Genomic DNA, 25,476 nt, shown 5'->3' with positions numbered 1-25,476 from the left:
GTCAGCGGGTGACGCCGTACATCTCCGAGCTCGGCGGGTAGGTGGGCAGCTGCGGCTTCGCGGCGCCGATGATCACGCAGAACAGGGCGTCGGTGTCGCCCACGTTCGCGAGGCTGCGCGGCACGCCGGCGGGAACGCGGATCATGTCGCGGTAGCCGAGCCGGCGGACAGCCTTCCGGGTGCCGTCCTCGACGTCGTGGACCGCGACCTCGAGCTCACCCTCGAGCACGAAGAACACCTCTTCGACGTCGTGGTGGGTGTGCTCGGGGCCGACTGCACCGGCGGGCAGCCGCATGTTGGACAGGGTGAAGTGCTCGGCGGGCAGCGTGCGGGCGTCGCCCTCGTGGTTGCCGGTGGCACCGGAGCCGATGTAGCGGATCTGGGCACGCTTGAAGCGATCTCCGCCCTTGGCGGCCTGGAAGCCGAGGGTGTCCCAGTCCTCGTAGCGGCTGTCGCGGCTGGCGATGCAGGTGTCGATGAGGGCTTCGAGGTCGACGGTGGTCTTCTCGGGTGCGGCCATGACGGTGGGTCCTTTCGTGCGGTGGGGGTTCAGGCGCGATGCGCGACGGCTTCGATCTCGACGGTGGCGCCGTAGGGCAGGGCGGCGACCTCGACGAACGAGCGGGCGGGCCGGGGCTCGGCGAAGACCTTCTCGTAGTGGCGGTTCGCCTCGTCGCGGAGCGTCACGTCGGTCACGAAGTACGTGGTCTTGACGACGTCGGCCAGGGTCATGCCGATGGTCGCGAGGCGCTCGCCGAGGCGGGCGATCGCGGCGTCGAGGGCGGGGGTCGTACCGTCGACGGCGATTCCGTGCTCGTCGACCGACAGGGCGCCGGAGACGAACCCGAAGCCGGCGACGGCGTAGGCGGGGCTGTACGGGTGGGCGGTGCGGTCGTGGGTCGCGGTAATCGAATCGGTCACCGGGAAAAGTCCTTTCGGGTTTCTGTCGGGTCGGGGGTGGCCCAGGCGATCGGTTCGCCGGACAGGTCGAGGTAGATGCTCTTCTGATCGCAGTACTGGCGGATGCCCTCGCGTCCCTTCTCGGTGCCGAGACCGCTGTCGCCGAGACCGGTGAAGGGCGTCGAGATGCTGAACTGCTTGTAGGTGTTGATCCAGACGGTGCCCGCCTTCACCGCGCTGGCCACGCGCCACGCCCGCCGGTAGTCGGAGGTCCAGATGCCGCAGGCCAACCCGTATACCGAGTCGTTCGCCTGCGCGATCAGGTCCTCCTCGTCGCCGAAGGGCAGCACGACGGCCACCGGACCGAAGACCTCCTCGCGGCAGATCGTCGCGGCGTTGTCGGCTCCGGTGAGCACCGTGGGCGGGTAGTACGCGCCGGACGAGAGCCGTTCGTCGGCCGGGATCGCGCCCCCGCACAACGCCCGGGCCCCGGCGGCGACGGCGTCGTCGACCATCGCGGCCACCCGGTCCCGGTGCGCGAAGGTGACCATCGGAGCCACCCGGGTGCGCGGGTCCGAGCCGGGGCCGAGACGCAGGGCCGCTGCGCGCCGGACGAGTTCGCCGGTGAAGGTCTCGGCGATGCTGCGGTGGACGAAGATCCGGGATCCGGCGATGCAGCTCTGCCCGGACGAGGAGAAGACGCCGTAGAGGACGCCGGCGAGGGCCTGTTCGAGATCGGCGTCCTCGAACACGATCGTCGGGGACTTACCGCCGAGTTCGAGCGTGATCGGCATGAGCTTGTCGGCGGCGAGATGCGCGAGGTGACGGCCGGTTTCGGTGCCGCCGGTGAAGGTGACCTTGGCGACGTCCGGGTGCCGGACCAGCGCCTCGCCGACGGTGCGCCCGGATCCCGGCAGGACCGAGAGCACCCCCGCGGGCAGCCCGGCCGCCTCGCAGATGCGGGCGAGACGCAGCGTCACCCACGGCGCCCACACCGGCGGCTTGCTCACGACGGCGTTGCCGGCGGCGAGGGCCGGGGCGATCTTCTGGGCGTCGGACGCGATCGGTGAGTTCCACGGCGTGATCGCGGCGACGACGCCCATCGGCTGGTACGTCGACATGGTCAACCACGGCCCCCGGGGCGTGGTCAGTGCGGAGTCCATCGTCTCGAGTGCGGCCGCGGTGTAACGAAACGTGTTGGCGGCGCTGGCAACCAGGGCCCGGGTCTCGGTCAGCGCCTTGCCGGTGTCGAGGGTCTGGAGCCGTGCCACCCGTTCGGCCTCGTCGTCGAGGGCGTTGCCGACGCGGTGCAGGACCCGTGCACGCTCGTGCGGGAGCAGTGCCGACCACCCGCCGCGGGCGGCGCGCAGACCTTCGGTGACGGCCCGGTCGACGTCGTCGACGGTCGCGGTGTGCAGGCTCGCGAAGACCCGGCCGGTGGCGGGGTCGACGGACTCGATGCACTCACCGAGTCCACGCTGCCATCGGCCGGCGACGAGGATCTCGTCGACCGTGTCGACGGACTCGGGCTCGTGCTCGGCGGGTCCCACCTGGAGAGGGGACGCGTAAGCAATGGGCATGAGGGAGGTCCGTTCGGTCGGGACGGACGCGGACCACGCTGCTCGCGGAGCCGGAGGGTGGTGCGCGCCGAGTCGATATCTTTGCACTAAGAGATTTGTATCGTCTTAGCGCAAAGAGGTCAATAGCAGAATGCCCAGATCAGCCGCTCGTTACGCCGGATTTACGGGGCCGAAACGGAGGAGACGCAGGTCACAGCGGTGTGGCGGGCGCCATAGAGATCCCGAAATTTTTCTCGGCGGACGCCCGACTGCGGCGTCAGACCGGCCGATCGGCGTCCGAGTCCACGCCCACACCGGTGCCCGAGTCCTCGAACTCGGCCGCTCGGGCGGAGTGCTCCAGACGGGCGAGCAGGCGCGCCAGCGTCTCGCGCTCGCCGGTGTCGAGGTCGCCGAGCATCGCGCGCAACTTGGCGAAGTGCGCGTCGGCGACCGAGTCGACGAGCGCGGCACCGGCGGGTGTGAGCTCGACATACACCACCCGGGCGTCCTGACTGTCCTTCGATCGGGTCACCAGGCCCGCCTGCTCGAGCCGATTGACGCGCAGCGACAGCCCGCCGGTGGTGACCAGCGTCTGGTCGGCCAGCTCCCCCGCGGTGAGCCGATGATGCGGCACGGCGCGGCGCAGGCAGGCGAGAACGTCGAACCCCGAATCGTTGATCCCGTGCTCCTCGAACGTGGGCGCGATGCGGGACTTGTAGACGAGGAAGCTCCGGTGGAGACGACCGAACACCTTCAGCCCCGACACGTCGAGTTCGGGACGGGCCACGGCCCAATGCGCGACGATGGCGTCCACGGCGTCGCGATCCCCAGGCTCTCCCACAATGCCGGGAGTCTACCCCCGGCACGACCGGGATCCCGTCCGGCCACGCACGGCGGGCCGCGCCGTGCGTGCCGGACGGAGGGGACGCCGAACGAATCGCCGCCGTTCGCCGGCGACGTCACTTCTTCTCGCACAAGCCGATTCGACCCGCCGATCGTCCATGTCACCGAATACCCGCACGGCACGCCGGATCCTCGCCACCAGGGGAGACCTGCACCTCTTCCGCGAGCCGGATCTACCGGCAGTCCCGTTCCGGTGCCGCACCGGTGCTTTCCGGATCGCGGTAGCGGCCGGTGAGCTCCGCGCCGATCCGCGCGAGTTCCGCCCGGACGGAAGGCGGTTCGGTCACCTCGATCATCGCGCCCCAGCCGGCGAGAGTGCGAGCGATGTCCAGCGGCGTCGGTGCGGCGACGCGGACCCGGACGCGCCCGTCGCCGAGTTCGCCGGCGGCGTGGCAGTGCCGGCCGAAGTGGTCGCGCAGGATCGGCACGAACCGGGCCGCGAGCAGGACGGTCGCCCAGGTACGTGACCGCCGCTGCTCGACCTCGCCGACGACCTGCCGCCACGCGGCGTCGAGCGCGAAGCCGTCCGGGCGCGCGGCCGGTTCGTCGGTCGGTTCGGCCCGGACGATCCGATCGACGCGAAAGGTGCGCTGGCCGCGATCGGTCCCCGCGATCAGGTACCAGATGTCGTCCTTGTCGACGAGACCCCACGGGTCCACCAGCCGCTCACTACGCTCGCGCGCGCTGTCGGTGTAGACGAGGCGCACTCTCCGTCGCCGCACGACGGCGGCCTGCAGAACATCGACCGTCTCGGGCCGGTGCCGGTCTCGCGCGCCCCACCGGGTGGAATCGATCATCGTGGCGTCCGCAGCGGCCTCGGCGTCGGCCCGGAACGTCGACGGCAGCGCCCGCACCAGCTTGCGCAGGGCGGTCTTGACCTCACCGGAGACGGCCGCCGCGGGGCCGACGAGCAGGAACAGTGCCTGCGCCTCGGCGGCCGAGAGCCCGCTGAGGTCGGTGCGGGCGCCGCCGACGAGCGACCACCCACCGCCGCGTCCGGGCTGCGGATACACCGGGATCCCCGCCGCGGACAGCGCCTCGAGGTCGCGGCGAGCAGTGGCCACGGACACCTCGAGTTCGGCGGCGAGCTCGGCGGCGGTCACCCGCCCACGGCTCTGCAGGAGCAGCAGGACGGCGACGAGACGGTCGGCGCGCATCCCCGAAATGTCTCACGAAAAGTGCTCGGAAGGTGAGCGCTTTCGCCCGCAGGATGGATGTCGACACCCCCCGAGGAAAGGAACGAGCCATGTTGCGAGGACTCTCCACCGTCAGCTTCTTCGCCGACGACCTGACGGCCGCCGGTGCCTGGTACACCGAACTGCTCGGCGTCGAGCCGTACTTCCGACGCTCCGTCGAGGGCAGGCTTGCATACCTCGAGTTCCGCACCGGCGACTACGGGCACGAACTCGGGATCATCGACGGGCGGTTCGTCGCCCACGAGCGCCCCGGGCAGCCCGGCCCCGCGACGACCTACTGGCACGTCGACGATCCCGCGGCCGCCCTCGAGCGGCTCGAATCGATGGGCGCGACGGTGCACGACAAGCCGGTCGAGCACGGCCCCGGATTCGTCACCGCCTCGGTGGTCGACCCGTTCGGCAACGTGCTCGGCGTGATGTACAACCAGCACTACCTGGACGTGCTGGCGGCGCGGACGGAGCCGTGACGGACGATCGTCGGAGGTCGCCGAGCGGCGCGGAGTGGGACGTCGGCGGAGTCGCCCGGCCGGCGAACGCGCGCTGCGCGATCGTTCAGCGCCACCGGCCCAGCAGCTCACCCGCCCGCTCGGCCAGGGTGGCCTGCAGCAGCGGCCCGAAGCTGATCCGGGCGACGCCGAGAGCAGCGAGCGACGCGAGATCGTTCTTCGCCGGGTGGGCGATCGCATTGACCGGCAACGGCAGCTCCGACGTCAGGCGCCGCTGGACCTCGTCGCTGTGGAAGCCCACCGGATAGAGCACATCGGCGCCGGCATCTGCGGCCAGCTTCAGGCGGTCGATCGCCCGGTCCACCCGGTCGGGCTCGTCACCGATCTTCTTGACGAACAGGTCGGTGCGGGCGTTGACCACCAGGTGCACACCGGCGGCGTCGGCGGCGGCACGCAACCCGGCCACGTACTCGGCGTGCTCGGCCGGCTCGCGCAGCCGGCCGCCCTCACTGTGCACGGTGTCCTCGACGTTCAATCCGACAGCGCCCGCCCCGAGCAGCCCCTCGACGATCCGAGCGGGGGCCTCGCCGTAACCGGCCTCCACATCCACCGAGATCGGGACGTCGACCGCTGCGGTGACCTGCCGGACCCGGGTCAGCAGCTCCTCGAACGTCATACCCTCGTTGTCCGGCTTGCCGACCGAGTCGGCCACCGGATGGCTGCCCATCGTCAACGCGGCGAAACCGGCCTGCACCGCCAGGTTCGCCGACCAGGCATCCCACACGGTCGGCAGCACCACCGGGTCACCCGGAACGTGCAGAGACTTCAGCGCTACGGCCTTCTCGGCAAGAGTCGTCATGCCGCATCCAACCACACACGTCCCCCGGCATTCCCGGCGAACACACTGCACCCGGGTGCGGATGCGCGACGGGTGCCGCGGCAGAGGCCGGGGGCAGGGGGCAGGGGCAGCGAGAAGACCGGGCCCCGTGCCGTTCGCAGTGAACGGCACGGGGCCCGGTTCTCGTCGAGTCGTCCTATCGGACGCTGACCTTCTCGGGTTCCGGCTTCTTCTCGGGAGCGCGGTCGACCCGGGCAGGTACAGCGGTGACGGTCACGTCGTCGGGGACATCGGCGTCGAGCCGGTGCTGCTCCTGCGCGTAGTGGAAGTGCGGGCGCCGGTGACCGAGGAAGGATCCGAACCACGACATCACCGCGACGTAGCGGTTGCGGAAGCCCACCATGTAGACCAGGTGCACGGCCAGCCACAGCACCCAGGCGATGAAGCCGCTCAGCTCGATCTTTCCGACGCGGGTGATCGCGCGGAAGCGGTTGATGATGGCCATGCTGCCCTTGTCCCGGTACTTGAACCGGGTGCCCACCGGCTGCTTGCCGAGGATGGTCCGCGCGACGTGGCGGCCGCCCTGCATCGCGACGGGCGACTGCCCGGGCAGGTTGTTCAGCGACGTCATGTCGCCGATGGCGTACACGTCGGCGTAGCCGCCCACGGTGAGGTCCGGGTTGACCAGCAGCCGGCCCGCACGGTCGGTGGCGCAACCGGTGCGCTCGGCGAGGACTCCGGCGAAGTCGTTGGCGCGCACGCCGGCCGACCAGATGATCGTCTCGGCGGTGATCCGGCGCTCCTCGTCGCCCGCCTTGAGCGTGGCACCGTGCTCGTCGATGTCGGTGACGAAGGTGCCGAGCACGACGTCGACACCCGACTTCTCCAGCGACTGCTTGGTGTATTCGCTGAGCTTGCCACCGAAGGCCGGGAGGGCCTCGCCCGCGCCCTCGACGAGGGTGACGGAGACGTCGTCGGCGCTGATGTCGTGGAACGACTGCTCGAAGTAGCGGCCCGCGAGTTCCTTGATCTGGCCGGCGAGCTCGACGCCCGTCGCGCCGGCACCGATGACCACGAAGCTCAGCAGGTTGCGGCGGCGCTCCGGGTCGGTGGTGGTGTGCGCCTCCTCGAAGCACCGCAGGATCTGCCGGCGCAGCCGCTCGGCGTCCTCGACGGTCTTGAGGGCGTAGGTGACCTTCTCGAACTCGTCGCGGCCGAAGTAGGCCTGGCGCGCACCCGTCGCCGCGACGAGCGAGCGGTACCCGACGGTGTGGACGACGCCGCCGGCAACGTAGTCGACCTCGTGCACGTCCGGCCGCACGTCCACGACCCGGCCGAGGCGGACGTCCGCGCTGGGGTACTTGGCGAGGATGGAGCGGATCGACGGGGCGATCTCGCCGGCCGAGAGCACGCCGGTGGCGACCTGGTACAGCAGAGGCTGGAAGAGATGTTCGGTGGTCTCCGAAATCAGGACGAACGGCGTCCCGGCCTTGGCGAGCTTCTTCGCCGTTGCCAGCGCGCCGAAGCCCGAACCGACGACGACGACCTCGGTCCGATCGGTCACTGCTGTGCTGCCCACGATTACCTCTACCTCCACCTTGAAGTCGATGTATGACAACCACCGTATGGAGACGGCAGACCGATGGCCACCAACCTGCCGTATTCGCGGAAGTCTTATCTCGATCGCTCATAAGTAGGATTGGGGGCATGGACTTCCGGCAGCTGCGTTACTTCCTCGCCGTGAGCGAGGAGCTGAGCTTCAGCAAGGCCGCGCAGAAGTGCTTCATCTCCCAGTCCGCCATCAGTCACCAGATCACCCGGCTCGAGAAGGAACTCGATACGTCGCTGTTCGAGCGGTCCACCCGGGTGGTGCGGTTGACCCCCGCCGGTTCGCGGCTGGTCCCCATCGCGCAGCAGGTGCTCAGCCTCGAAGCGCAGGCGTATGCGGTGGCGCGCGAACCGCGCAACCGCATCCGCATCGCCGCGAACATGACCTTCGCGTCCCAGAGCCTCGATGCCATCGCCCACGTCCGCGAGCAGTACCCGGCGATCGACATCGAGTTCGTCATCAAGAGCTTCGCCGACCGGATCGACGCCGTCGCCGGCGGCGACGCCGACGTCGCCCTGATCCGCGGCGGCGTCGACCGCCCGGGTCTCGAGACCGTGGAACTGGGGATCGAGGACCTGGTCATCGTCACGTCGAGCCGGCACCCGCTTTCCGCGTTCTCCACCGTCGACCTCGGCGACCTGGCGCCCTACCCGCTGCTGCTGCCGCCCCGGCCCAGCCAGGTGCTCATCCACACGGTGATCGAGGACGCCTTCCGCGCGGTGGGACGCCGGGTGCAGCTCGGGCCGTCGATCGCGAGCGACCACACCGCCACCCTCGACGTCATCACCAATCCGCGGGCGTGGACGGTCCTGTACCCGAGCACCGCCGCGGAGACCCCACGGACGGGCCTGGCCTACATGCGCGAGGCGCGCAATCGCCTCAGCGTCCCGGTGTGCGGCGTGGTCCGCAGCGACGCGCCCCGCTCGTCGGCGATGTCGAGCCTGATCCTCGCGCTGCGACGGTCGATGACCAGCGAGGCACCGCCGGGACCCGAGGACTGAACACACAGCCGCGCGGTCGCCGCAATGCGCACCGATCCGGCGGCGTTTCGTGGAAGGATGACCCGATCCGGCGGCGGATCCACGCGGTGAGGAGCGATCATGCAGCGAACCGAGACTTCGTTCACCAGTGCCGACGGCACCCGCATCGTCTACGACGTGTGGTCGCCCGGCGGGGACCCGACCGGCGTGCTCGTGCTGTGCCACGGGTTCGGCGAACACGCACGTAGATACGACCACGTGATCGAGCGCCTCGGTGATCTCGGCCTCACGGTGTACGCGCTCGACCACCGCGGGCACGGCCGCTCCGGCGGCAGGCGCGTATATCTGCGGGAGATGGCCGAGTACACCGGCGACGTGAACCGGCTGTTCGGCATCGCCTCCTTCGACAATCCCGGCCTGCCGCGGTTCCTGCTCGGCCACTCCATGGGCGGGGCCGTCGCCCTGGCCTACGCGCTCGAACACCCCGACGAGCTCACCGCCCTCGTCCTCTCCGGCCCCGCGGTCGACGTCACCTCCGGCACGCCGCGCGTCGTCGTCGAACTCGGCAAGCTCATCGGGCGCGTGCTGCCGCAGCTACCGGTGCAGAAGCTCGACTCCGCGGGCGTCTCCCGCGACCCCGACGTCGTCGCCGCGTACGAAGCCGATCCGCTGGTGCACCACGGGCTCGTGCCCGCCGGCATCGCGCGGGCCCTCGTCGTCACCGGGGAGAGCCTCCCCGACCGGCTGCCTGCGCTGAACCTGCCGGTCCTGCTGCAGCACGGCGCCGAGGACCGGTTGACCGCCCCGGCCGGCAGCCGGCTCGTCGCCGAGCGGGTCGGGTCGCCGGACGTGACCCTGAAGTTGTACGACGGCCTCTACCACGAGGTGTTCAACGAACCGGAGAAGAAGCAGGTCCTCGACGACCTCGTGGAATGGCTCCGGCCGAGGCTCATCTGACGTGGCCGCCGAACCGTCCGCGCGCATGCCGGCCGCGTTCCTCGGGCACGGCAGTCCCCGCAACGCGCTCGACGCGAACCGCTACACCCGGGCGTGGCGGGAGTTCGGGCGCGCGGTCCCCACGCCGCGTGCGATCCTCGCGATCTCGGCGCACTGGTTCATCAACGCCACCGCCGTCACCGCCATGCCCAGCCCGCGCACGATCCACGACTTCTTCGGCTTCGAGCAGCAACTGTTCGACGTGCAGTACCCGGCGCCGGGGCTGCCCGAACTGGCCGAGGAGATCGCCGACGTCGTGCATCCGACCTGGGTCGGCGCGGACGTCGACTCGTGGGGCATCGACCACGGCACCTGGTCGGTGCTCACCCACGCCTTCCCGGCCGCGGACGTGCCGGTCGTGCAGCTGAGCTTGAACGCCTACCAGGATTTCGACTACCACCTCGAACTCGGCGCGAAGCTCGCGCCGCTACGCGAACGGGGCGTTCTCGTCGTGGCCAGCGGCAACATCGTGCACAACCTCGCCGGCATGGATCGGCGCCTCCCGGACGAGGGGTTCGACTGGGCGCACCGGTTCGACGCGGCGGCGCGGGTCATGATCATGGACCGCCCCGACGGCGTCGCGAGTCTCGACGGGCACGCCGACTTCGAGCACGCGGTCCCCACCACGGATCACTTCCTCCCGCTGTTGTACCTCGCGGGCCTGGCTGGTGTGGGCGACGATCTCGTCGAACCCCTGGTCGACGGCTTCGCGTACGGATCGCTGTCGATGAGCGCCTACACCCTCGGGGTCACGTGCACGGCCGGCGAGGACGGCCCCCCGTCCGCCGGGTTCCCCGACACCCCAAACCCGTCCGACACCAATACCTGACTGCTCGGGCACGCGGCCGAATGTCACACCGCGTCACTCAGATCGAATGGATGTGACATCGGGCCGCCACGGCGGGGTCATGCCGTGTGGCGACGCTCCTGCGCGACAACGGTGCGCCGCACGAAGTCGATGCTGTAGTGCAGCAGCGTGCGGGCCTCGGGCAGCACCTGCCCTATCACCGGGAAGGCGTGTACCTGACCGGCCCACAGGTGGGTCTCGACCGTCGCGCCCACCTCGTCGAAGGCGCCGGTCATGATCTCGACGTCGGGTCGGGTGATCTCGTACTCGGCGACGGAGAAGAACACGGGCGGGAACAGCGCCGGATCGGCACGGACGGGCGACTCCTCGCCCTCGATGTAGTCGGGACCGGCGAGCCAGCGGTCGCGTAGCTTCTCGACCTGCCGCATCGGCAGGTACGCGTCGCGCTTCATGAAGTCGGGGTCGTGCTCCTCGAGTTCGAGGTTGAGCAGCGGCGAGTAGCCGATCACCGCGGCCGGCCGGATCATGCCGCGCAGCGCGGCGATCTCGGCGACCTTCATCGCCAGGTAGCCGCCGGCCGAGTCACCGGCGACGACGATGCGGGTGGGGTCCTCGACCGTCTCGAGCAGCGCGGTGTACGCAGCCATCGCGTCGATGACGGAGGTACCGATCGAGCCCACGGGAAGCTGCCGGTAGGCGACGGAGTACACCGGAACCCCCGACTCGGCGGCGAGCAGTGAGCAGACGGTGCGGTGGGTGGCGAGGCCGCAGAACACGAAGGCGCCGCCGTGGAAGTACAGGATGGTGACCCCGGCGAGCGAGTCCCGGGCGGGTCGCGGCGGTTCGATGCGCTCGCTGGGCACCCCGCCGAGGGTCAGGGGGTCGATGTCGACGCCACGCGGTCGGGGCAGCAGCTTGTCGACGCGACGGTCGAGCCGGCTGAGGGTCTCGATGCCCCGGTCGGTGGCAGGCCACCAGGTGAAGAGCGGCTTCACGAAGATCCGCACGAACCAGAAGACGAGGATCGCCCGCAGGCTCACCGTCCAGTGCCAGATCGTCGATCCGTGGGTGCGCATGTACGCCACGATAGGACGAGGCCGGTACCCGGTCGAGGTACTCTCCGTCACACGTATCTTCCGGACCCTCAGCCCTCAGACCTGCAGCAACGGCACCAGCAGCTCCTCCTCGGTCAGCGCACCGTGCTGGCCGGGCAGCTGCGACATGACCAATTCGCCGTCGGAGCGGATCACCGTGGACTCGCCGAGGCCGATCGCGACGACGTCACCGATGCGTCGGCACGCGGCGGGCGACGGGTCCGGGCCGAACAGGCCGCCGGCGATCACGTCGTCGCGGGTGCCGATCCACATGTCGTCGCCGAGTTCGTTGCGCCACCGCTCCAGCACTGCGTCGGGCCGGCGGGTGTGCACGTGCCGGCAACGGGGTTCGCCCGCGATCGCGTCGACGTCCTCCGAGAGGCCGGAGATGTGGTCGAAGTCGGCGCGACGGCCCCGGGAGGCGTCGACCATGCCGTGGTCGGCGGTGATCAGCAGCCGCGCCCCGGCGGGCAGGGCCGCGACGAGCTGCTCGACGAACCGGTCGACGACGGTGAGCTGCGCGGTCCAGGACGGGGACTCGGGTCCGTAGAGGTGGCCGATCGTGTCGACCTCGCCGAGGTAGCAGTAGACGAGGGTGCGGTCGCCGGCGGCGACGGCAGCGACGACGTGGGCGAGCAGGTCGCCGTAGGCGGAGACACCGACGAAGTTGCCGCCGCGCAGCACGGCCCGGGTGAGCCCGCTGCCGTCGAAGCTGCGGGGCACGACGGTGGTCACGGTGAGCCCGGCGGCGTCGGCGCGTTCGAACGCCGTCGGGTGGGGCTGCACCCATTCGGGGACGAGTCGCTCACGCTGGTCGACCGCGGTCCCGGCGAGGGTCCAGCGCAGCCAGTTGAACGGGGCGTCGATCTCCTCGACGTAGGACTGGTAACCGGTGATGGCGTGGGCGCCGGAGGCCAGGCCGGTGCCCAGCGACGCGATGCTCACCGCGGTGGTGGTGGGGAATCCGGCGCGGATCGGCCGGCCGTCGAGTCCGGTGAGAAACGGGGCGGCTGCGGCATTGCGCCGCAGCAGGTTCCACCCCATGCCGTCGACGAGCAACACGACGGTGCGGGACTGCTCGTCGAGCGCGAGACGGTTGGCCTCGCCGGGCACCCCCGCGGACGCGAGCACGGACGGCATCAGGTCCGCGAGGGTCGGTTCGGCGTAGACGTCGTGCAGCGGCAGGTCCATTACCCGAGTATGGCCTGCCGGCGGCCACTAGTCCTTGATGTCGGATCCGTGCTTGGTCAGCGGCATGATCTCGATGTTCATGTACGGGAACAGCGGCAGGTTCCACAGGATCTCGTGGAGTTCGTCGGCGGAGTCGACGTCGAAGATGCTGATGTTGCTGTACTTGCCGACGATGCGCCAGATCTCCCGCCACTTGCCCTCGCGCTGCAGTTCCTGGCTGTAGGCCTTCTCCCGCGCGACGGTCTCGGCCCGCACCTCGGGATCGAGGTCGCGGGGGATGTCGACGTCCATGCGAACGTGGAACAGTGCCATGGTGCGTACTCCTTTCGGGCCGTGCGCGGTTTCGGTAGCTGTTTCTACCGAAACCGCGCACGGGTGTGGTCAGTCGCGGGCGAGGTGCTTGACGACGTCCATGTCGAGTTCGACGCCGAGGCCGGGCCCCTGCGGGAGGTGCACCTGCCCGTCGGAGTAGTCGAGCGGGGTCTGCAGCAGCTCGACGGCGAACAGCTGCGGCCCGAACAGCTCGGTGCCGTAGTTGATCCCGGGCTCGGCGCAGGCGAAGTGGATGGACGCCGCAGTGCCGATGGGCCCCTCGATCGAGGTGGCGCCGTGGCAGCGGATTCCGGCCGCCTTGGCGACGGCCACGACCTCCTTGCTGCGTTGCAACCCACCGCACTTGGTGGTCTTGAGGGCGATGACGTCGGCGGCGCCGAGCTTGGCGATCTCGAGCGCGTCGTGCGGCGTCTGCACGGACTCGTCGGCCATGACGGGGGCGGACACCAGATGGTTGATCTCGGCGAGGACCTCGCGCTGCTCGCCGGGGGTCGGCTGTTCGATGAGTTCGACGCCGCCGTCGACGAGTTGCGGGACGTACCGCAGCGCGGTGAACCGGTCCCAGCGGGCGTTGACGTCGATGCTGACGCCGGCCTTGCCCTCGAGGGCCTGCGCGATCGTGACGACACGTTCGGTGTCGACCTTCGGGTCGAGCGCGCCCATCTTGAGCTTGAACGCGAAGTTCAGGCGGGCCGCCATCTTCTCCTCGACCTCCTCGAGGATCTCCTCGACCGGCGCGGCGCCGAGCGCCCAGCGCACGTCGACCCCGGTGCGGAAGGCGCCGCCGAGCAGGGCGTGCACGCCGACGCCGAGGGCGCGGGCCCAGGCGTCGTGCAGGGCGACGTCGACGGCGGCCTTGGCGAACCGGGCGCCGGAGACGACGCGTTCGATGTCGACCATGATGCCGCTTATCTCGTCGACGCCGCGGCCGGCGATGTAGGGGGCGATGTAGCCGTCGACGATCGCCTTCATCGTCTCGACGGATTCACCACCCCACCACGGACCGCCGGGCACGACGCCCTCGCCGTAACCGGTGACGCCGCCCGCGGTGGTGATCGCCACGAGCAGGATGGGCTGCTTCTCGGCGGTGGTGGTGGCGAACTTGTGCGGACGTACCAGCGGCACGTCGATGATCGTCGTGTCGATCGAGACGATCTTCAGGTCGGGGTCGGACATCGAACAGCTCACAATCGGATATCGGCGGTGATGCGGGCAACAGTGGACCCTCGGGGACGACGAATGCCGGTGTCCTCTTGGTGGACACCGGCATTCGTCAACTCACGTGGACCCGGTCCATGGAGACGATCAGGCCTCGGGGTCGAGCACGAAGTTGTAGGTCACCTCGTCGACGCCCTCGGCGTTCGGCTGCGGGTCGAGGATGAGCTCGGGCTTGGTCGCGGTCGCGACGTCGTCCTCGACCCACTCGCCACCCTGGAAGTACAGCTGGGTGGTGATCGAGCGCTTGCCGGGGGCCTTCACCATCAGGTGCAGATGGGCGGGGCGCCACGGGTGTCCACCGTAGGACTCGATGAACCAGCCGGTCGGGCCGTCGGCGGGGATCTTGTAGGGGGCGGGCTTGAGGGTGGTGATCTCGAAGTTGCCCTCGTCGTCGCACTCGACGGTGCCGCGCAGGTTCCACTCGGGGATGCCGGGGGCGAACTGCGAGTAGAGGCCCTCCGCGTCGGCGTGCCACAACTCGATGGTGGCGCCCTGCAGTCCGTTGCCCTCGAGGTCGGTGACCCGGCCCTTGAAGATCAGGGACTCGGCCGCCTTGTCCTGCTCACGCATCGGCATGGTGCACTTGGCCGGCAGCTTCGGGGAGTCGGCCACGTAGTACGGGCCCTCGATGCTGCCCTTGGTGCCGGTGAAGTGCTTGCGGTTGTAGTGCACCTCTTCGATCTCGTGCTCGACGAAGACGTCCAGCCACAGCGGCCACTCGCCGTACTCGCCCACGTCGATCATCCACTGCTTGAGCACGCGGTACTCGTCGTAGGTGACCTCGTGCTTGTGGATGATCTCGGCGAACGCCCCGAGCACATCCTTGTAGATGGCGGCGGCACGCTCGACCGACGTGTCCGACGAGACGCGCTCGTTCTTGAACTTGTCGGTGGCCGCATTGCCGGACGCGTGGGCGGTGGGATTCTCGGTGGTGGTCATGTGTCCTCCTCGGCGAGGCTCGAACGATGGTCACGAAAGCTGTCGTGGTGATCGCGGGGCTGGCGCTCTCGCCACTCGGGTTGTACGCTGTGCGTACTTCTGTATCGCAGTGCGTACACACACTGTGCGTCCAGTCACAGGTGATTGTCAACACCCGGGTGGCCCCGGGCGCCGAAACCGCAGGTAGGAGCCAGCAATGCCTAGCCAGGACCGGGATTTCGTCCAAAGCATCGAGCGCGGCTTTGCCGTGCTGCTCGCGTTCGACGAACAGCACCCCAACCCGTCCCTCGCCGAACTGGCAGCGAAGACCGACCTGTCCCGGCCCGCGGTCCGCCGCATCCTGCTGACCCTGCAGAAGCTCGGCTACGTGAGCAACACGGGCAGCCGATGGTCGCTGACCCCGCGCGTGCTCAGCATCGGTCAGCACTACTCCGCCTCGCACGCCCTGGTCGAGGCCGCCATGCCGCGGCTGGTCGAGATCTCCGAGTACACCGGCGAATCCGCCTCCCTCGGCGTTCTCGACGGCGCCGAGGTGGTGTACGCCGCCCGGGTCCCGGTGCGGCGCATCATGAGCATCAACGTCTCGGTGGGCACCCGGGTCCCCGCATACGCGACGTCGATGGGCCGGGCGCTGCTGGCGTGGGCCCCCACCGACACCGTCGAGCAGGTCGTCGCCGATACGAGTTTCGAGAAGCTCGCCACCGCGACCGTCGGCAACGCGGACGAACTGCGGGCCGAGCTGGCCCGGGTGCGCGCCCAGGGCTACGCGCTCACCTCCGCCGAGCTCGAGGAGGGCCTCATCTCGGCGGCGGCGCCGGTGCGCGACGCCGCCGGCACCGTAGTCGGTGTGCTCGCCTGCTCGACGTCGGCGGCCCGGCACACGCCCGAGGAATTCCGCGCGCTCGCCGTGGACTGCCTGGTGAAGTCCGCGAACGACCTCAGCGCCGACCTCGGGTACCGCGGGTAGGTCTCGTCAGCCGCGCAGGGTCGCGGACGGGGTCACGCCGTACTTGCGGCGGTAGGCGGCGGCGAAGCGGCCGGTGTGCGTCATCCCCCAGCGCATGGCCACCTCCGTGACCGACGTCGCCGCCGGGTCGCCGGCCGCGAGCTCCTCGTGGATCCGCTCGAGGCGCAGGTCGAGCAGGTAGTCGCGGGGACAGACCCCCAGATACTCGCGGAATCCCTCCTGGAGGCGGCGCACGCTCACGCCCGCCAGCTCGGCCATGTCCGCCGACGTCCACGGCTGGGCCGGATCCTCGTGGATGCGGTCGAGGACCCGCTTGACGATCCGCGGTCGCGCCGCGGTGCCGGTTCCGCCGTCGGGCATCACCGCGAGCACGAACGCCGAGGTCAGGGCGCCGGAGAGCTGCTCGGCGACCAATGGATTGCGCCACAGCTCCTCGTCCGCGCGCAGCTGGTCGACCACCGAACGCAGCAGGGTCATCCAGCTCTGACCGGCCTCCCCGGTCAGGTCCACCTGCTCCGGCAACTGCAGGTCGGGACGTCCCAGGATCCGCGCCAGCTCACGGTCCAGGTAGTCGCGGTCGAGCTTGACGCCGACGATCTCGCAGTCGTCGGTCCAGCGGGTGATGGTGGCGGCGGTGTCCGGCCGGAACACCGACGCCTGTCCCTGCACCGAGACCACCTCGCGGCCCGCCGTCACCGATTCGATGCGCCCGGACAGGGGGATGTTGACCGCGTAGGCACCCGGATGGTCCGACTGCACCGTGACCTCGGCGCCCCATCCGATTCGCGCCAGCCGCAGCGGACCGAGCTGCAGCGCGCGGACATCGACGTGCGGTTCCGTACCGGCGGCCAGCGGGGCCAGGGTGTGCGGGAAGTATGCGTCGGACACCACATGCTCGGCTTCGTCCCAATCGGCCGGATCAGGCGTCGACCTCACCCCGTACCTCCGTTTCCGTCCCCGGGACCTTCGGCGCCGTTCGCCATTCGGGACCTTCGTCCCGGTATACCCGGGACCCACTGCCCAGTGTGATGGGCAACACGTCTCCGGGCAAACGAGGCCATCGGTCACGCCGACCGCGCTAACCGGATAGCGACCGCGTTCAGCGGATCGCAGCCGGCACCCACCCGCTCCTATGGTCTACATCACACCAGCACGGATCGACCCGGGAGGAGCGCCGAAATGGAACAGCGTCGGCTCCGGAACATCTTCGGACAGTTCGCAAGTGGCGTCACCGTGATCACCTGCGCCAACCACGAGGGCACACCCCACGGCGCGACGGTCACCGCGTTCACCGCCGTCTCCCTCGAGCCCCGGCTGTGCCAGGTCACCCTGACCCGCACGTCGAAGGCGTGCGGCTTCCTCTCCGGCGCACCGTTCGCGGTGAACATCCTCGCCGCGGACCAGGTCGACACCGCCCTGCACTTCGCCGGCCGGCCGCAGACCCCCGGCCCGGTGTTCGAGGACGGACCCACGGCGCCGGTGCTCGCCGGGGCCGCGGCGACCCTGTCCTGCGTCCCGTGGCGCGAGTACGACGGCGGCGACCACGTGATCTACATCGGCGAGATCGTCGACGCCCAGTGCCGCGACACCGCCCCGCTGCTGTTCTACCGGAGCACCTTCCACGAACTCGGCGCACCGAGCGCCTCCGCCGCATGGAACGGCTCGATGGACGATCCGCACAGCGGCTGGTTCGACGCCCGGACCCGGTTCACCCCGCTCCACCTCGATGCCGCGGTGAACTGACCACCGCCCGGAACCACTTACCAGTTCCCTTCACCCGCAAGGAGATATCCATGACCACTCTCGAGTCCCGTCCCGGCGAGAACACGATCGACCGCTCCACGGTGAACGTCGCCGCCGATTCCCCGGCGAACCGGCAGCAGAATTTCGCCACGCGGCCGATGACCGGCGACGAGTACATCGAATCGATCAAGGACGGCCGCGAGATCTGGCTGCACGGCGAGCGGGTCGAGGACTTCACCAACCATCCGGCGTTCCGCAACTCCATCCGCATGACCGCCCGCCTCTACGACTCGCTGCACACCGGCGAGCACGTCGGCACCCTCACCGCCCCGACCGACACCGGCAACGGCGGGGTGACCATGCCGTTCTTCCGCACCCCCACCTCCGCCGACGACCTGCTCGCCGAACGCGACGCCATCGCCACCTGGGCGCGGATGACCTACGGCTGGATGGGCCGGTCCCCCGACTACAAGGCCTCCTTCCTCGGCACCCTCAACGCCAACAGCGAGCTCTACGCCCCGTTCCAGGACAACGCCAAGCGCTGGTACCGCGAATCGCAGGAGAAGGTCCTGTACTGGAACCACGCCATCATCAACCCCCCGGTGGACCGGCAACTGCCCCCGGACCAGGTCGGCGACGTGTTCATGAAGGTCGAGAAGGAGACCGACGCGGGCCTGATCGTCTCCGGCGCCAAGGTCGTCGCCACCGGCTCGGCGATCACCAACTACAACTTCATCGCCCACTACGGCCTGCCGATCAAGAAGAAGGAATTCGCCCTGATCTGCACGGTGCCGATGGACGCGCCCGGCATCAAGCTGATCTCGCGGGCCTCCTACAGCCAGAACGCCGCCGTGGTCGGCTCGCCGTTCGACTACCCGCTGTCCTCGCGCATGGACGAGAACGACGCGATCTTTATCTTCGACAAGGTGCTCGTGCCGTGGGAGAACGTGTTCATGTACGGCGATGTGGAGAAGATCAACGCGTTCTTCCCGCAGTCCGGATTCCTGCCGCGGTTCACCTTCCAGGGCTGCACCCGCCTCGCCGTCAAGCTCGACTTCATCGCGGGCCTGCTGCTCAAGGCCCTCGACGCCACCGGCGCCGGCGGCTTCCGCGGCGTGCAGACCCGCGTCGGGGAGGTCATCGGCTGGCGCAACCTGTTCTGGTCGCTCACCGAGTCGATGGCCCGCGACCCCGAGCCGTGGATCGGCGACACCGTCATCCCGAAGCTCGAGTACGGCCTGACCTACCGGATGTTCATGATCTCCGGCTACCCGCGCATCAAGGAGATCATCGAGCAGGACGTCGCGTCCGGCCTGATCTACCTGCCCTCGTCGGCGGCGGACTTCAAGAGCCCCGAGGTGCGCCCCTACCTGGACAAGTACGTCCGCGGCTCCGACGGCATCACCGCCGTGGACCGGGTCAAGGTCATGAAGGCCCTGTGGGACTCGATCGGCTCCGAGTTCGGCGGCCGCCACGAACTCTACGAGCGCAACTACTCCGGCAACCACGAGAACGTCAAGGCCGAACTGCTCTTCGCCGCCGAGAACCGCGGCATCGTCTCCGGCATGAAGGGCCTGGCCGAGCAGTTCATGAGCGAGTACGACCTCGACGGCTGGACCGTGCCCGACCTCATCGGCAACGACGACGTCAGCGCCTACTACCGCAAGTAACCCCCAGCTGCCGCGCGCGGGCGATCCCCTGCCGCCCGCGCGCGGCGTTCCACCCGCGAAGGAGCGCCCGAGATGACCACCGCCTCGAAGTCCGTCGCCCATGCCCCCGTCCCGGAGTTCGACGCCGTGGTCCTCGGGCGCTCCTTCGCCGCCCTGCGGGCGGCCGGCCGCCTGCGCGACGAACTGCGATTGGCCGTCCACGACACGGCCGGCGCGACCTCCGCCCGCTACGACGACGTCGACCACCGCTGGGACATCCTCGACGGCTCGACCGTCGTCGCGCGGGCCAAGTTCCTCGTCGACGGGGACGGCACCCTCCCGCTGTGCGGCCGCGACGGTGCGCGGTGCACGGCGAACACGTTGACGGCGAAGGGTTTTCCCAACCTCTTCCGGCCGGCCACCGCCGTCCACCCCGATCCCGTCGGATACACCGTCGCGTGCATCGAGCACATGCGCGCCTACGGCCACGACTACGTCGAGCGCCGAGCCCGGGTCCCGATCTGCGACGACGACTTCCCGGAGCTGTCGTTCGACCGGCCCACCCCGCAGTTCTGGGTCGGGTAGGCCCACGCAACGACACAGGTCCCGGACATCGACAAGCGTCTCGACGGTTGTCGACGTCCGGGACTTCTGTGTGCGTCAGCGGCCGCGCAGGACCTCCGCGGGCGTCGTCCCGTAGCGCCGCTTGAACGCCGCGGCGAACCGGCCGGGGTGGCTGAAACCCCACCGGTAGGCCACGTCGGCGACGGTGACCGCGCCCGCTCCGGCGACGAGGTCGGCGTGGGCGCGGTCGAGCCGGATGTCGAGCAGGCACGCCGACGGGCTGCGGCCGACGAAGTGGGCGAACGCCTCCTGCAGGCGGCGGACGCTGGTGCCGGCCAGTTCGGCCATGTCGGCCGAGGTCCACGCCCGGCCGGGATCGTCGTGCAGGGCGTCGAGGACGCGACGGATCATGCCCGGCCGCGGGGGTCCGGCCGGCCCGTCCTGCGGGGCGACGGCCAGGACGAACGCCGCGGTCACGGCACCGGCGAGCTGCGCCCCGACCACCGGATTGCGCACCACCTCGAGGGCACCGTCGAGCTGTTCGGACAGGGCCCGGACGAGCCCGTGCCACTCGCTCGCCGGACCGGTCAGGTCGAGCTGGTCGGGCAGCTCGAGCTTCGATCGCACCGGCGAACCGAGGATCCGGTCGGCCTCCCGCTCGAGATGCTCCCGGTCGAACTTCACCCCGAGCACGGAACACGTTGCGCCCCAATGGGTGATCACACTCGGCGTGTCGGCCCGGAAAACGGTGGCCTGACCGGGCACCGAAACGGTCTCGCCGTGGCTGCCACGGGACTCGAGCCGGCCGGTGACCGGGATGTTCACCTCGTAGGCGCCCGGATAGTCGCACGCGATGGCGATGTCGGCACCCCAGTGCAGGCGGCCGAGGGTCACCCCGCCGAGATCGACCGTCGTCAGCGACAGCTTCGGCCGGTCGGTGCCCGACAAATCGGTCAGCTCATGGGGAAAGTACGCGTCCGCCACCGCCCGGGATGCGGCATCCCAGTCTCCGATCTCGGTCGCACTCACACCACGAGCGTACGTAGCGGAGACGCCGGTCACAGAAAGTCGCGCGATGTGTCCAGGGGCCGCGCGGATCGTCTCGGCGATCGTGTGACTGCCGTCATATGTTCTGCCTCACCCGACGAACGGCCCCGCTCGAGGGGTCTACCCGCCGAAGACACATCGAGGAGCAATACCGATGACGAGCACCCTCTCCTGGATCGACGAGATCACCATGACCGAACTCGAGCGCAACCCGTACCCGGTCTACGAGCGGCTGCGGGCCGAGGCACCGGTCGCCTTCGTCCCCGTCCTCGGCGCGTTCGTCGCCTCGACCGCCGAGGCGTGCCACGCCATCGCGACGAGCGACGACTTCGAGGCCATCATCACCCCGGCCGGCGGGCGCACGTTCGGACATCCCGCGATCATCGGTGTCAACGGCGACATCCACCAGGATCTGCGCTCCATGGTCGAACCCGCGCTGCAGCCGAGCGAGGTCGACCGCTGGATCGAGGACCTGGTCCGGCCCATCGCCCGCCGTTACCTCGAGGGTTTCGAGAACGACGGCCGCGCCGATCTCGTCGCCCGGTACTGCGAACCGGTCAGCGTCCGCGCGCTCGGAGACCTGCTCGGGCTGAAGGACGTCGGCTCCGACACGCTGCGCGAGTGGTTCCACAAGCTGTCCGACTCCTTCACCAACGCCGAGGTCGACGACCACGGTGAATTCACCGACCAGGAGCGGTTCGCGGCCGGCGACGCCGCGAAGGCGGAGATCCGCTCGATCGTCGATCCCCTGATCGACCACTGGATCGAACACCCGGACGACAGTGCGATGTCGCACTGGCTGCACGACGGCATGCCCGAGGGACAGACCCGCGACCGCGAGTACATCTATCCCACGCTGTACGTGTTCCTGCTCGGGGCCATGCAGGAGCCGGGGCACGCGATGTCCTCGACGCTGGCGGGGCTGTTGAGCCGGCCCGAACAGTTCGAAGCCGTCGTCGACGAGCCGGGTCTGATTCCGCGCGCGATCGCCGAGGGCATGCGGTGGACGTCGCCGATCTGGTCGGCGACCGCCCGCATCGCGAGGCGGGACACCACGGTGTCCGGGGTCGACATCGCGGCAGGCACCGTGGTGATCCTGTCGTACGGCTCGGCCAATCACGACACCGGCAAGTACGACGCCCCCACCGAATACGACATGACCCGCCCGCCGCTGCCGCACCTGGCGTTCGGCGCCGGCAACCACGCGTGCGCCGGCATCTACTTCGCGAACCACGTGTGCCGCATCGGCCTCGAGGAACTGCTCGACACCATCCCCAACCTCGAGCGGGACACGAACGCCGACGTCGAGTTCTGGGGCTGGGGCTTCCGCGGACCCACCGCCCTGCACGTCACCTGGGAGGTCTAGGACATGAGCGCCACCGTCACCGTCGGCGACACCACCGTCGCGTGCGCACCCGAGCAGACCGTGCTCGACGCACTGCTGCGCAGCGGGGTGTGGATGCCCAATTCGTGCAACCAGGGCACGTGCGGCACCTGCAAGATCCGGGTCCGCTCGGGCGCCGTCGACCACCGCACGTCCCCCGAGGCGACGCTGCCCGCGACGGAACGCGACGCGGGCTTCGCCCTCGCGTGCCAGGCCACGCCGTGCGGCGACACCGTCGTCGAGCGGCCACGCACCGACGACGGCCGGGACCGGGACGCCACCCACGCGCTGCGCGACCTCGTCGGCACCGTCACCGAGGTCCGCGACATCGCCCACGACACACGGCGGATGCTGCTCACCCTGGACACGCCGCTCGAATTCTCCGCCGGGCAGTACGTCGAACTGACTGTCCCGGGCACCGGCGTCCGGCGGCAGTACTCGCTGGCGAACACCCCGGGTGAGGCGAAGCTGCTCGAGCTGCATGTCCGTCGCCGGCCGGGTGGGGTCGCGAGCGACCGGTGGGCGTTCGGCACCGTCGCGGTCGGCGACCGTGTCGACGTCACCGGACCGCTCGGGGACTTCACGTTCGACGCGGAGTCCACCGGCCCCATGGTGCTGCTCGCGGGCGGGACCGGACTGGCCCCGATGAAGAGCATCGTCCGGCAGGCGCTGTCGCTGGATCCGCGGCGCGAGATCGTCCTCTACCACGGGGTGCGCACCGCCGAGGACCTCTACGACTCCGGCTTCTTCCGCGAGCTGGAGGCGCAGCATCCCGGCTTCCGGTTCGTCGCGTGCCTGAGCCGTGAGTCCGGCGGCGACCGCGAGGGCTACGCCCCCGACGCCTTCGTCGAGGACGTGGCGTCGGCGAAGGAGTACACGGGCTACATCTGCGGCTCCGAGGCCTTCGTCGACAGCGCCGTCAAGGCGTGCAAGCGGCGCCGGATGTCGCCGCGCCGGATCCGGCGGGAGAAGTTCACCTCGGCGACGTGACCCACCCCCGGTGCGTCCTTTGGGCTGTTCCAGCAGCCCAAAGGACGCACCGGGCGTTTGGGGACTTCCTACCCTCCTGCCGAGGGTCCTAGGTAGGCCTAGGCATTTGCCTGGTGTGACTGTGGCCACATGGTGGCATGGTGGAGATAACGCGGAAACAGCCCCATTCTCCGCCGGGGCCGACCCGACACCCTTTCTGGAGGATCCCCATGACCGAGACCCTGGACCATGTGCGCGCCGCCCTCGACGGCGCTCTCGTCGAAGATGCGGCCAGCGGCCGATACCAAGTGCGCCGCAACATCTTCACCGACGAGGAAGTCTTCGAGCTGGAGATGAAGCACATCTTCGAAGGCAACTGGGTCTACCTCGCGCACGAGAGCCAGGTTCCGAACAACGGGGACTACTTCACCACCTACATCGGTCGCCAGCCCGTCGTGATCAGCCGCGACAAGGAGGGCGAGCTGCACTGCCTGATCAACGCGTGCAGCCACCGGGGCGCGATGCTGTGCCGGCGCAAGACCGACAACCGCACCACGTTCACCTGCCCGTTCCACGGCTGGACGTTCCGCAACAACGGCAAGCTGCTCAAGGTCAAGGACCCGCGCGACGCCGGCTACCCGGAGGGGTTCAACAAGGACGGCAGCCACGACCTGACCAAGGTCGCCCGGTTCGAGAGCTACCGCGGCTTCCTGTTCGGCAGCCTGAACGAGGACGTCAAGCCCCTCGAAGAGCACCTCGGCGACGCCACCAAGATCATCGACATGATCGTGGACCAGTCCCCCGAGGGTCTCGAGGTGCTGCGCGGTTCGTCCACCTACACCTACGACGGCAACTGGAAGCTGCAGGCGGAGAACGGCGCCGACGGCTACCACGTGTCGGCGACGCACTGGAACTACGCGGCCACCACCGCGCGCCGCACCGCCGGCGAGTCGACCAACGAGACCAAGGCGATGGACGCTGGCACCTGGGGCAAGCAGGGCGGCGGCTACCACTCGTTCGAGAACGGCCACCTGCTGCTGTGGATGTGGTGGGGCAACCCGCAGGACCGCCCGCTCTTCCCCCGCAAGGACGAGCTCGCCGCAGAATTCGGCGAGAAGAAGGCCGAGTTCATGGTCGGCGCGTCCCGCAACCTCTGCCTCTACCCGAACGTGTACCTGATGGACCAGTTCTCCTCGCAGATCCGGCATTTCCGGCCGATCTCCGTGGACAAGACCGAAGTCACCATCTACTGCATCGCCCCCAAGGGTGAGAGCGCCGAATCCCGCGCCAACCGCATCCGCCAGTACGAGGACTTCTTCAACGCCACCGGAATGGCCACCCCGGACGACCTCGAGGAGTTCCGGTCCTGCCAGAAGACCTATCTCGCGTCGGCCGCCCCGTGGAACGACCTCAGCCGCGGCGCCACCCACCAGCTCAACGGACCGGACCAGGTCGCGCTGGACCTCGGCATGAAGAACGTGCTGTCGAGCGGCGTGAAGACCGAGGACGAGGGCCTGTACCCGATCCAGCACGGTTTCTGGCTCGAGAGCATGCGCAAGGCCGTCGCGGCGGAAACCGCCGAGAACGCCGCCGCCGAGCCCACCACCACGAACGAGCGCTGAGGAAGACCAGGACATGACCGCCGCAACGGAATTGACGCAGACCGACATCGAGCAGTTCCTCTACCGTGAAGCCCGTCTCCTCGACGACCGCGAGTTCGAGAAGTGGCTCGAGTGCTACCACCCGCAGGCCGAGTACTGGATGCCGGCATGGGACGACAACGGTGCGCTCACCGAGGACCCGCAGCGCGAGATCTCGCTCATCTACTACCCCAACCGCGGTGGCCTCGAGGACCGGGTGTTCCGCATCCGCACCGACCGCTCCTCCGCGACGTCGCTGCCCGAACCGCGCACCGGCCACAACATCACCAACGTCGAGATCCTCGAGCGCCGCGGCACCGAGATCGACCTGCGCCACAACTGGTTCTCGCTGTACTACCGGTACAACACCACCGACACCTACTTCGGCACGAACTTCGTGACCCTCGACGTCTCGGGCCCGCACCCGGTGATCAAGAAGAAGAAGATCGTGCTCAAGAACGACTACATCCACCACATCGTGGACGTCTACGTCGTCTGATCCA

At 69.4% G+C, this 25,476-nt stretch carries 26 protein-coding genes; 12 read left to right on the top strand and 14 right to left on the bottom strand.

What is annotated here, in order from left to right:
- Position 1 precedes the first annotated feature (1 nt).
- From JYA75_RS06775 to JYA75_RS06755, 5 genes are all read right to left on the bottom strand, one after another.
- Positions 2-520 carry a cupin domain-containing protein gene (locus tag JYA75_RS06775; protein WP_185713228.1) on the bottom strand — a complete coding sequence of 173 codons (519 nt, stop codon included), beginning with the start codon at positions 518-520 and terminating at the stop codon, positions 2-4.
- Between the two features lie 29 nt (positions 521-549).
- Positions 550-921: a RidA family protein gene (locus tag JYA75_RS06770; RefSeq protein ID WP_006938326.1), complete on the bottom strand. Its 372-nt coding sequence runs from the start codon at positions 919-921 to the stop codon at positions 550-552.
- Positions 918-2,480, bottom strand: a complete 1,563-nt coding sequence (locus JYA75_RS06765; protein WP_185713229.1) for an aldehyde dehydrogenase — start codon at positions 2,478-2,480, stop codon at positions 918-920. Before JYA75_RS06765 ends, JYA75_RS06770 begins: the two co-directional genes overlap by 4 nt.
- 256 nt (positions 2,481-2,736) lie before the next feature.
- Complete coding sequence (locus tag JYA75_RS06760) at positions 2,737-3,273, bottom strand: MarR family transcriptional regulator (protein ID WP_029546502.1); 537 nt, start codon at positions 3,271-3,273, stop codon at positions 2,737-2,739.
- Between the two features lie 262 nt (positions 3,274-3,535).
- A complete protein-coding gene (locus JYA75_RS06755) occupies positions 3,536-4,519 on the bottom strand; it encodes a YafY family protein (protein WP_168580236.1) in 984 nt (327 codons plus the stop codon).
- 89 nt (positions 4,520-4,608) lie between these two features.
- Between JYA75_RS06755 and JYA75_RS06750 the strand changes: the two genes are divergently transcribed.
- Entirely contained in the window at positions 4,609-5,025 is a 417-nt protein-coding gene (locus JYA75_RS06750) for a VOC family protein (RefSeq protein WP_168580237.1), read from the top strand.
- Between the two features lie 85 nt (positions 5,026-5,110).
- Here JYA75_RS06750 and JYA75_RS06745 read toward each other — a convergent pair whose 3' ends face one another.
- Positions 5,111-5,863: an isocitrate lyase/phosphoenolpyruvate mutase family protein gene (locus JYA75_RS06745; RefSeq protein ID WP_168580238.1), complete on the bottom strand. Its 753-nt coding sequence runs from the start codon at positions 5,861-5,863 to the stop codon at positions 5,111-5,113.
- 175 nt (positions 5,864-6,038) lie between these two features.
- Positions 6,039-7,406, bottom strand: a complete 1,368-nt coding sequence (locus JYA75_RS06740) for an NAD(P)/FAD-dependent oxidoreductase (protein WP_029546503.1) — start codon at positions 7,404-7,406, stop codon at positions 6,039-6,041.
- 143 nt (positions 7,407-7,549) lie between these two features.
- Between JYA75_RS06740 and JYA75_RS06735 the strand changes: the two genes are divergently transcribed.
- The 3 genes from JYA75_RS06735 (at position 7,550) to ygiD (ending at position 10,256) form a co-directional block, all read left to right on the top strand.
- Positions 7,550-8,452 (top strand): LysR family transcriptional regulator, encoded by a 903-nt coding sequence (locus JYA75_RS06735; protein ID WP_029546504.1) that lies wholly within the window; start codon positions 7,550-7,552, stop codon positions 8,450-8,452.
- 99 nt (positions 8,453-8,551) lie between these two features.
- Positions 8,552-9,388, top strand: coding sequence for an alpha/beta hydrolase (locus JYA75_RS06730; protein ID WP_072636487.1), 837 nt, complete (start codon positions 8,552-8,554; stop codon positions 9,386-9,388).
- 25 nt (positions 9,389-9,413) lie between these two features.
- Positions 9,414-10,256, top strand: a complete 843-nt coding sequence (ygiD, locus tag JYA75_RS06725; protein WP_029546506.1) for a 4,5-DOPA dioxygenase extradiol — start codon at positions 9,414-9,416, stop codon at positions 10,254-10,256.
- Between the two features lie 77 nt (positions 10,257-10,333).
- Here the strand turns inward: ygiD and JYA75_RS06720 are convergent, their stop codons facing one another.
- The 5 genes from JYA75_RS06720 to catA form a co-directional block, all read right to left on the bottom strand.
- Positions 10,334-11,311, bottom strand: coding sequence for an alpha/beta hydrolase (locus JYA75_RS06720; protein ID WP_029546507.1), 978 nt, complete (start codon positions 11,309-11,311; stop codon positions 10,334-10,336).
- A gap of 75 nt (positions 11,312-11,386) precedes the next feature.
- The gene (locus JYA75_RS06715) at positions 11,387-12,520 is read right to left on the bottom strand and encodes a nucleotide pyrophosphatase/phosphodiesterase family protein (protein ID WP_029546508.1); all 1,134 of its coding nucleotides are present in this window, start codon (positions 12,518-12,520) and stop codon (positions 11,387-11,389) included.
- A 27-nt stretch (positions 12,521-12,547) separates the two neighbouring features.
- Positions 12,548-12,832 carry a muconolactone Delta-isomerase gene (gene catC / locus JYA75_RS06710; RefSeq protein ID WP_029546509.1) on the bottom strand — a complete coding sequence of 95 codons (285 nt, stop codon included), beginning with the start codon at positions 12,830-12,832 and terminating at the stop codon, positions 12,548-12,550.
- A gap of 69 nt (positions 12,833-12,901) precedes the next feature.
- Positions 12,902-14,029 (bottom strand): muconate/chloromuconate family cycloisomerase, encoded by a 1,128-nt coding sequence (locus JYA75_RS06705; protein WP_029546510.1) that lies wholly within the window; start codon positions 14,027-14,029, stop codon positions 12,902-12,904.
- Positions 14,030-14,158: 129 nt separating this feature from the next.
- The gene (gene catA / locus JYA75_RS06700; RefSeq protein ID WP_029546511.1) at positions 14,159-15,010 is read right to left on the bottom strand and encodes a catechol 1,2-dioxygenase; all 852 of its coding nucleotides are present in this window, start codon (positions 15,008-15,010) and stop codon (positions 14,159-14,161) included.
- A gap of 196 nt (positions 15,011-15,206) precedes the next feature.
- Here catA and JYA75_RS06695 point away from each other — a divergent pair, with 196 nt between their 5' ends.
- On the top strand, positions 15,207-15,977 hold the full coding sequence (locus JYA75_RS06695) for an IclR family transcriptional regulator C-terminal domain-containing protein (RefSeq protein WP_043802481.1): 771 nt from the start codon (positions 15,207-15,209) through the stop codon (positions 15,975-15,977).
- Positions 15,978-15,983: 6 nt separating this feature from the next.
- On the opposite strand, the gene JYA75_RS06690 is transcribed toward JYA75_RS06695, so the two are convergent.
- On the bottom strand, positions 15,984-16,913 hold the full coding sequence (locus tag JYA75_RS06690) for an AraC family transcriptional regulator (protein ID WP_043802485.1): 930 nt from the start codon (positions 16,911-16,913) through the stop codon (positions 15,984-15,986).
- Positions 16,914-17,156: 243 nt separating this feature from the next.
- On the opposite strand from JYA75_RS06690, the gene JYA75_RS06685 reads away from it, so the two are divergent.
- From JYA75_RS06685 to JYA75_RS06675, 3 genes are all read left to right on the top strand, one after another.
- The gene (locus tag JYA75_RS06685) at positions 17,157-17,720 is read left to right on the top strand and encodes a flavin reductase family protein (protein WP_043802490.1); all 564 of its coding nucleotides are present in this window, start codon (positions 17,157-17,159) and stop codon (positions 17,718-17,720) included.
- A 50-nt stretch (positions 17,721-17,770) separates the two neighbouring features.
- The gene (locus JYA75_RS06680; RefSeq protein WP_203329811.1) at positions 17,771-19,390 is read left to right on the top strand and encodes a 4-hydroxyphenylacetate 3-hydroxylase N-terminal domain-containing protein; all 1,620 of its coding nucleotides are present in this window, start codon (positions 17,771-17,773) and stop codon (positions 19,388-19,390) included.
- 72 nt (positions 19,391-19,462) lie between these two features.
- Positions 19,463-19,954, top strand: coding sequence for a hypothetical protein (locus JYA75_RS06675; protein ID WP_072636498.1), 492 nt, complete (start codon positions 19,463-19,465; stop codon positions 19,952-19,954).
- A gap of 75 nt (positions 19,955-20,029) precedes the next feature.
- On the opposite strand, the gene JYA75_RS06670 is transcribed toward JYA75_RS06675, so the two are convergent.
- Positions 20,030-20,995: an AraC family transcriptional regulator gene (locus JYA75_RS06670; RefSeq protein ID WP_037201213.1), complete on the bottom strand. Its 966-nt coding sequence runs from the start codon at positions 20,993-20,995 to the stop codon at positions 20,030-20,032.
- Between the two features lie 139 nt (positions 20,996-21,134).
- Between JYA75_RS06670 and JYA75_RS06665 the strand changes: the two genes are divergently transcribed.
- The 4 genes from JYA75_RS06665 to benB all read left to right on the top strand — a co-directional run bounded on the left by JYA75_RS06665 (position 21,135) and on the right by benB (position 25,472).
- Positions 21,135-22,346: a cytochrome P450 gene (locus JYA75_RS06665; protein ID WP_006946207.1), complete on the top strand. Its 1,212-nt coding sequence runs from the start codon at positions 21,135-21,137 to the stop codon at positions 22,344-22,346.
- 3 nt (positions 22,347-22,349) lie between these two features.
- Positions 22,350-23,354, top strand: a complete 1,005-nt coding sequence (locus JYA75_RS06660) for a 2Fe-2S iron-sulfur cluster-binding protein (protein WP_006946208.1) — start codon at positions 22,350-22,352, stop codon at positions 23,352-23,354.
- Positions 23,355-23,563: 209 nt separating this feature from the next.
- On the top strand, positions 23,564-24,955 hold the full coding sequence (gene benA, locus JYA75_RS06655; protein ID WP_006946209.1) for a benzoate 1,2-dioxygenase large subunit: 1,392 nt from the start codon (positions 23,564-23,566) through the stop codon (positions 24,953-24,955).
- Positions 24,956-24,968: 13 nt separating this feature from the next.
- Entirely contained in the window at positions 24,969-25,472 is a 504-nt protein-coding gene (benB, locus tag JYA75_RS06650; RefSeq protein ID WP_043801243.1) for a benzoate 1,2-dioxygenase small subunit, read from the top strand.
- Positions 25,473-25,476: the final 4 nt, after the last annotated feature.

Origin of the sequence: Rhodococcus sp. PSBB066 (assembly GCF_017068255.1) — a bacterium.
GTDB lineage: Bacteria > Actinomycetota > Actinomycetes > Mycobacteriales > Mycobacteriaceae > Rhodococcus > Rhodococcus aetherivorans.
This window is presented reverse-complemented; position numbering and strand designations above follow the sequence as displayed.

Excerpts from the sequence above, each read along its gene's own strand:
- JYA75_RS06715 (WP_029546508.1), bottom strand. The coding sequence starts at position 12,520 with ATGGACCTGCCGCTGCACGACGTCTACGCCGAACCGACCCTCGCGGAC.
- catC (WP_029546509.1), bottom strand. The coding sequence starts at position 12,832 with ATGGCACTGTTCCACGTTCGCATGGACGTCGACATCCCCCGCGACCTC.
- JYA75_RS06675 (WP_072636498.1), top strand. The coding sequence starts at position 19,463 with ATGACCACCGCCTCGAAGTCCGTCGCCCATGCCCCCGTCCCGGAGTTC.
- JYA75_RS06755 (WP_168580236.1), bottom strand. The coding sequence starts at position 4,519 with ATGCGCGCCGACCGTCTCGTCGCCGTCCTGCTGCTCCTGCAGAGCCGT.
- JYA75_RS06660 (WP_006946208.1), top strand. The coding sequence starts at position 22,350 with ATGAGCGCCACCGTCACCGTCGGCGACACCACCGTCGCGTGCGCACCC.
- JYA75_RS06730 (WP_072636487.1), top strand. The coding sequence starts at position 8,552 with ATGCAGCGAACCGAGACTTCGTTCACCAGTGCCGACGGCACCCGCATC.
- JYA75_RS06735 (WP_029546504.1), top strand. The coding sequence starts at position 7,550 with ATGGACTTCCGGCAGCTGCGTTACTTCCTCGCCGTGAGCGAGGAGCTG.
- benA (WP_006946209.1), top strand. The coding sequence starts at position 23,564 with ATGACCGAGACCCTGGACCATGTGCGCGCCGCCCTCGACGGCGCTCTC.
- JYA75_RS06775 (WP_185713228.1), bottom strand. The coding sequence starts at position 520 with ATGGCCGCACCCGAGAAGACCACCGTCGACCTCGAAGCCCTCATCGAC.
- JYA75_RS06685 (WP_043802490.1), top strand. The coding sequence starts at position 17,157 with ATGGAACAGCGTCGGCTCCGGAACATCTTCGGACAGTTCGCAAGTGGC.
- JYA75_RS06665 (WP_006946207.1), top strand. The coding sequence starts at position 21,135 with ATGACGAGCACCCTCTCCTGGATCGACGAGATCACCATGACCGAACTC.
- JYA75_RS06745 (WP_168580238.1), bottom strand. The coding sequence starts at position 5,863 with ATGACGACTCTTGCCGAGAAGGCCGTAGCGCTGAAGTCTCTGCACGTT.
- JYA75_RS06705 (WP_029546510.1), bottom strand. The coding sequence starts at position 14,029 with ATGTCCGACCCCGACCTGAAGATCGTCTCGATCGACACGACGATCATC.
- JYA75_RS06695 (WP_043802481.1), top strand. The coding sequence starts at position 15,207 with ATGCCTAGCCAGGACCGGGATTTCGTCCAAAGCATCGAGCGCGGCTTT.
- JYA75_RS06680 (WP_203329811.1), top strand. The coding sequence starts at position 17,771 with ATGACCACTCTCGAGTCCCGTCCCGGCGAGAACACGATCGACCGCTCC.
- JYA75_RS06750 (WP_168580237.1), top strand. The coding sequence starts at position 4,609 with ATGTTGCGAGGACTCTCCACCGTCAGCTTCTTCGCCGACGACCTGACG.
- benB (WP_043801243.1), top strand. The coding sequence starts at position 24,969 with ATGACCGCCGCAACGGAATTGACGCAGACCGACATCGAGCAGTTCCTC.
- ygiD (WP_029546506.1), top strand. The coding sequence starts at position 9,414 with ATGCCGGCCGCGTTCCTCGGGCACGGCAGTCCCCGCAACGCGCTCGAC.
- JYA75_RS06720 (WP_029546507.1), bottom strand. The coding sequence starts at position 11,311 with ATGCGCACCCACGGATCGACGATCTGGCACTGGACGGTGAGCCTGCGG.
- catA (WP_029546511.1), bottom strand. The coding sequence starts at position 15,010 with ATGACCACCACCGAGAATCCCACCGCCCACGCGTCCGGCAATGCGGCC.
- JYA75_RS06765 (WP_185713229.1), bottom strand. The coding sequence starts at position 2,480 with ATGCCCATTGCTTACGCGTCCCCTCTCCAGGTGGGACCCGCCGAGCAC.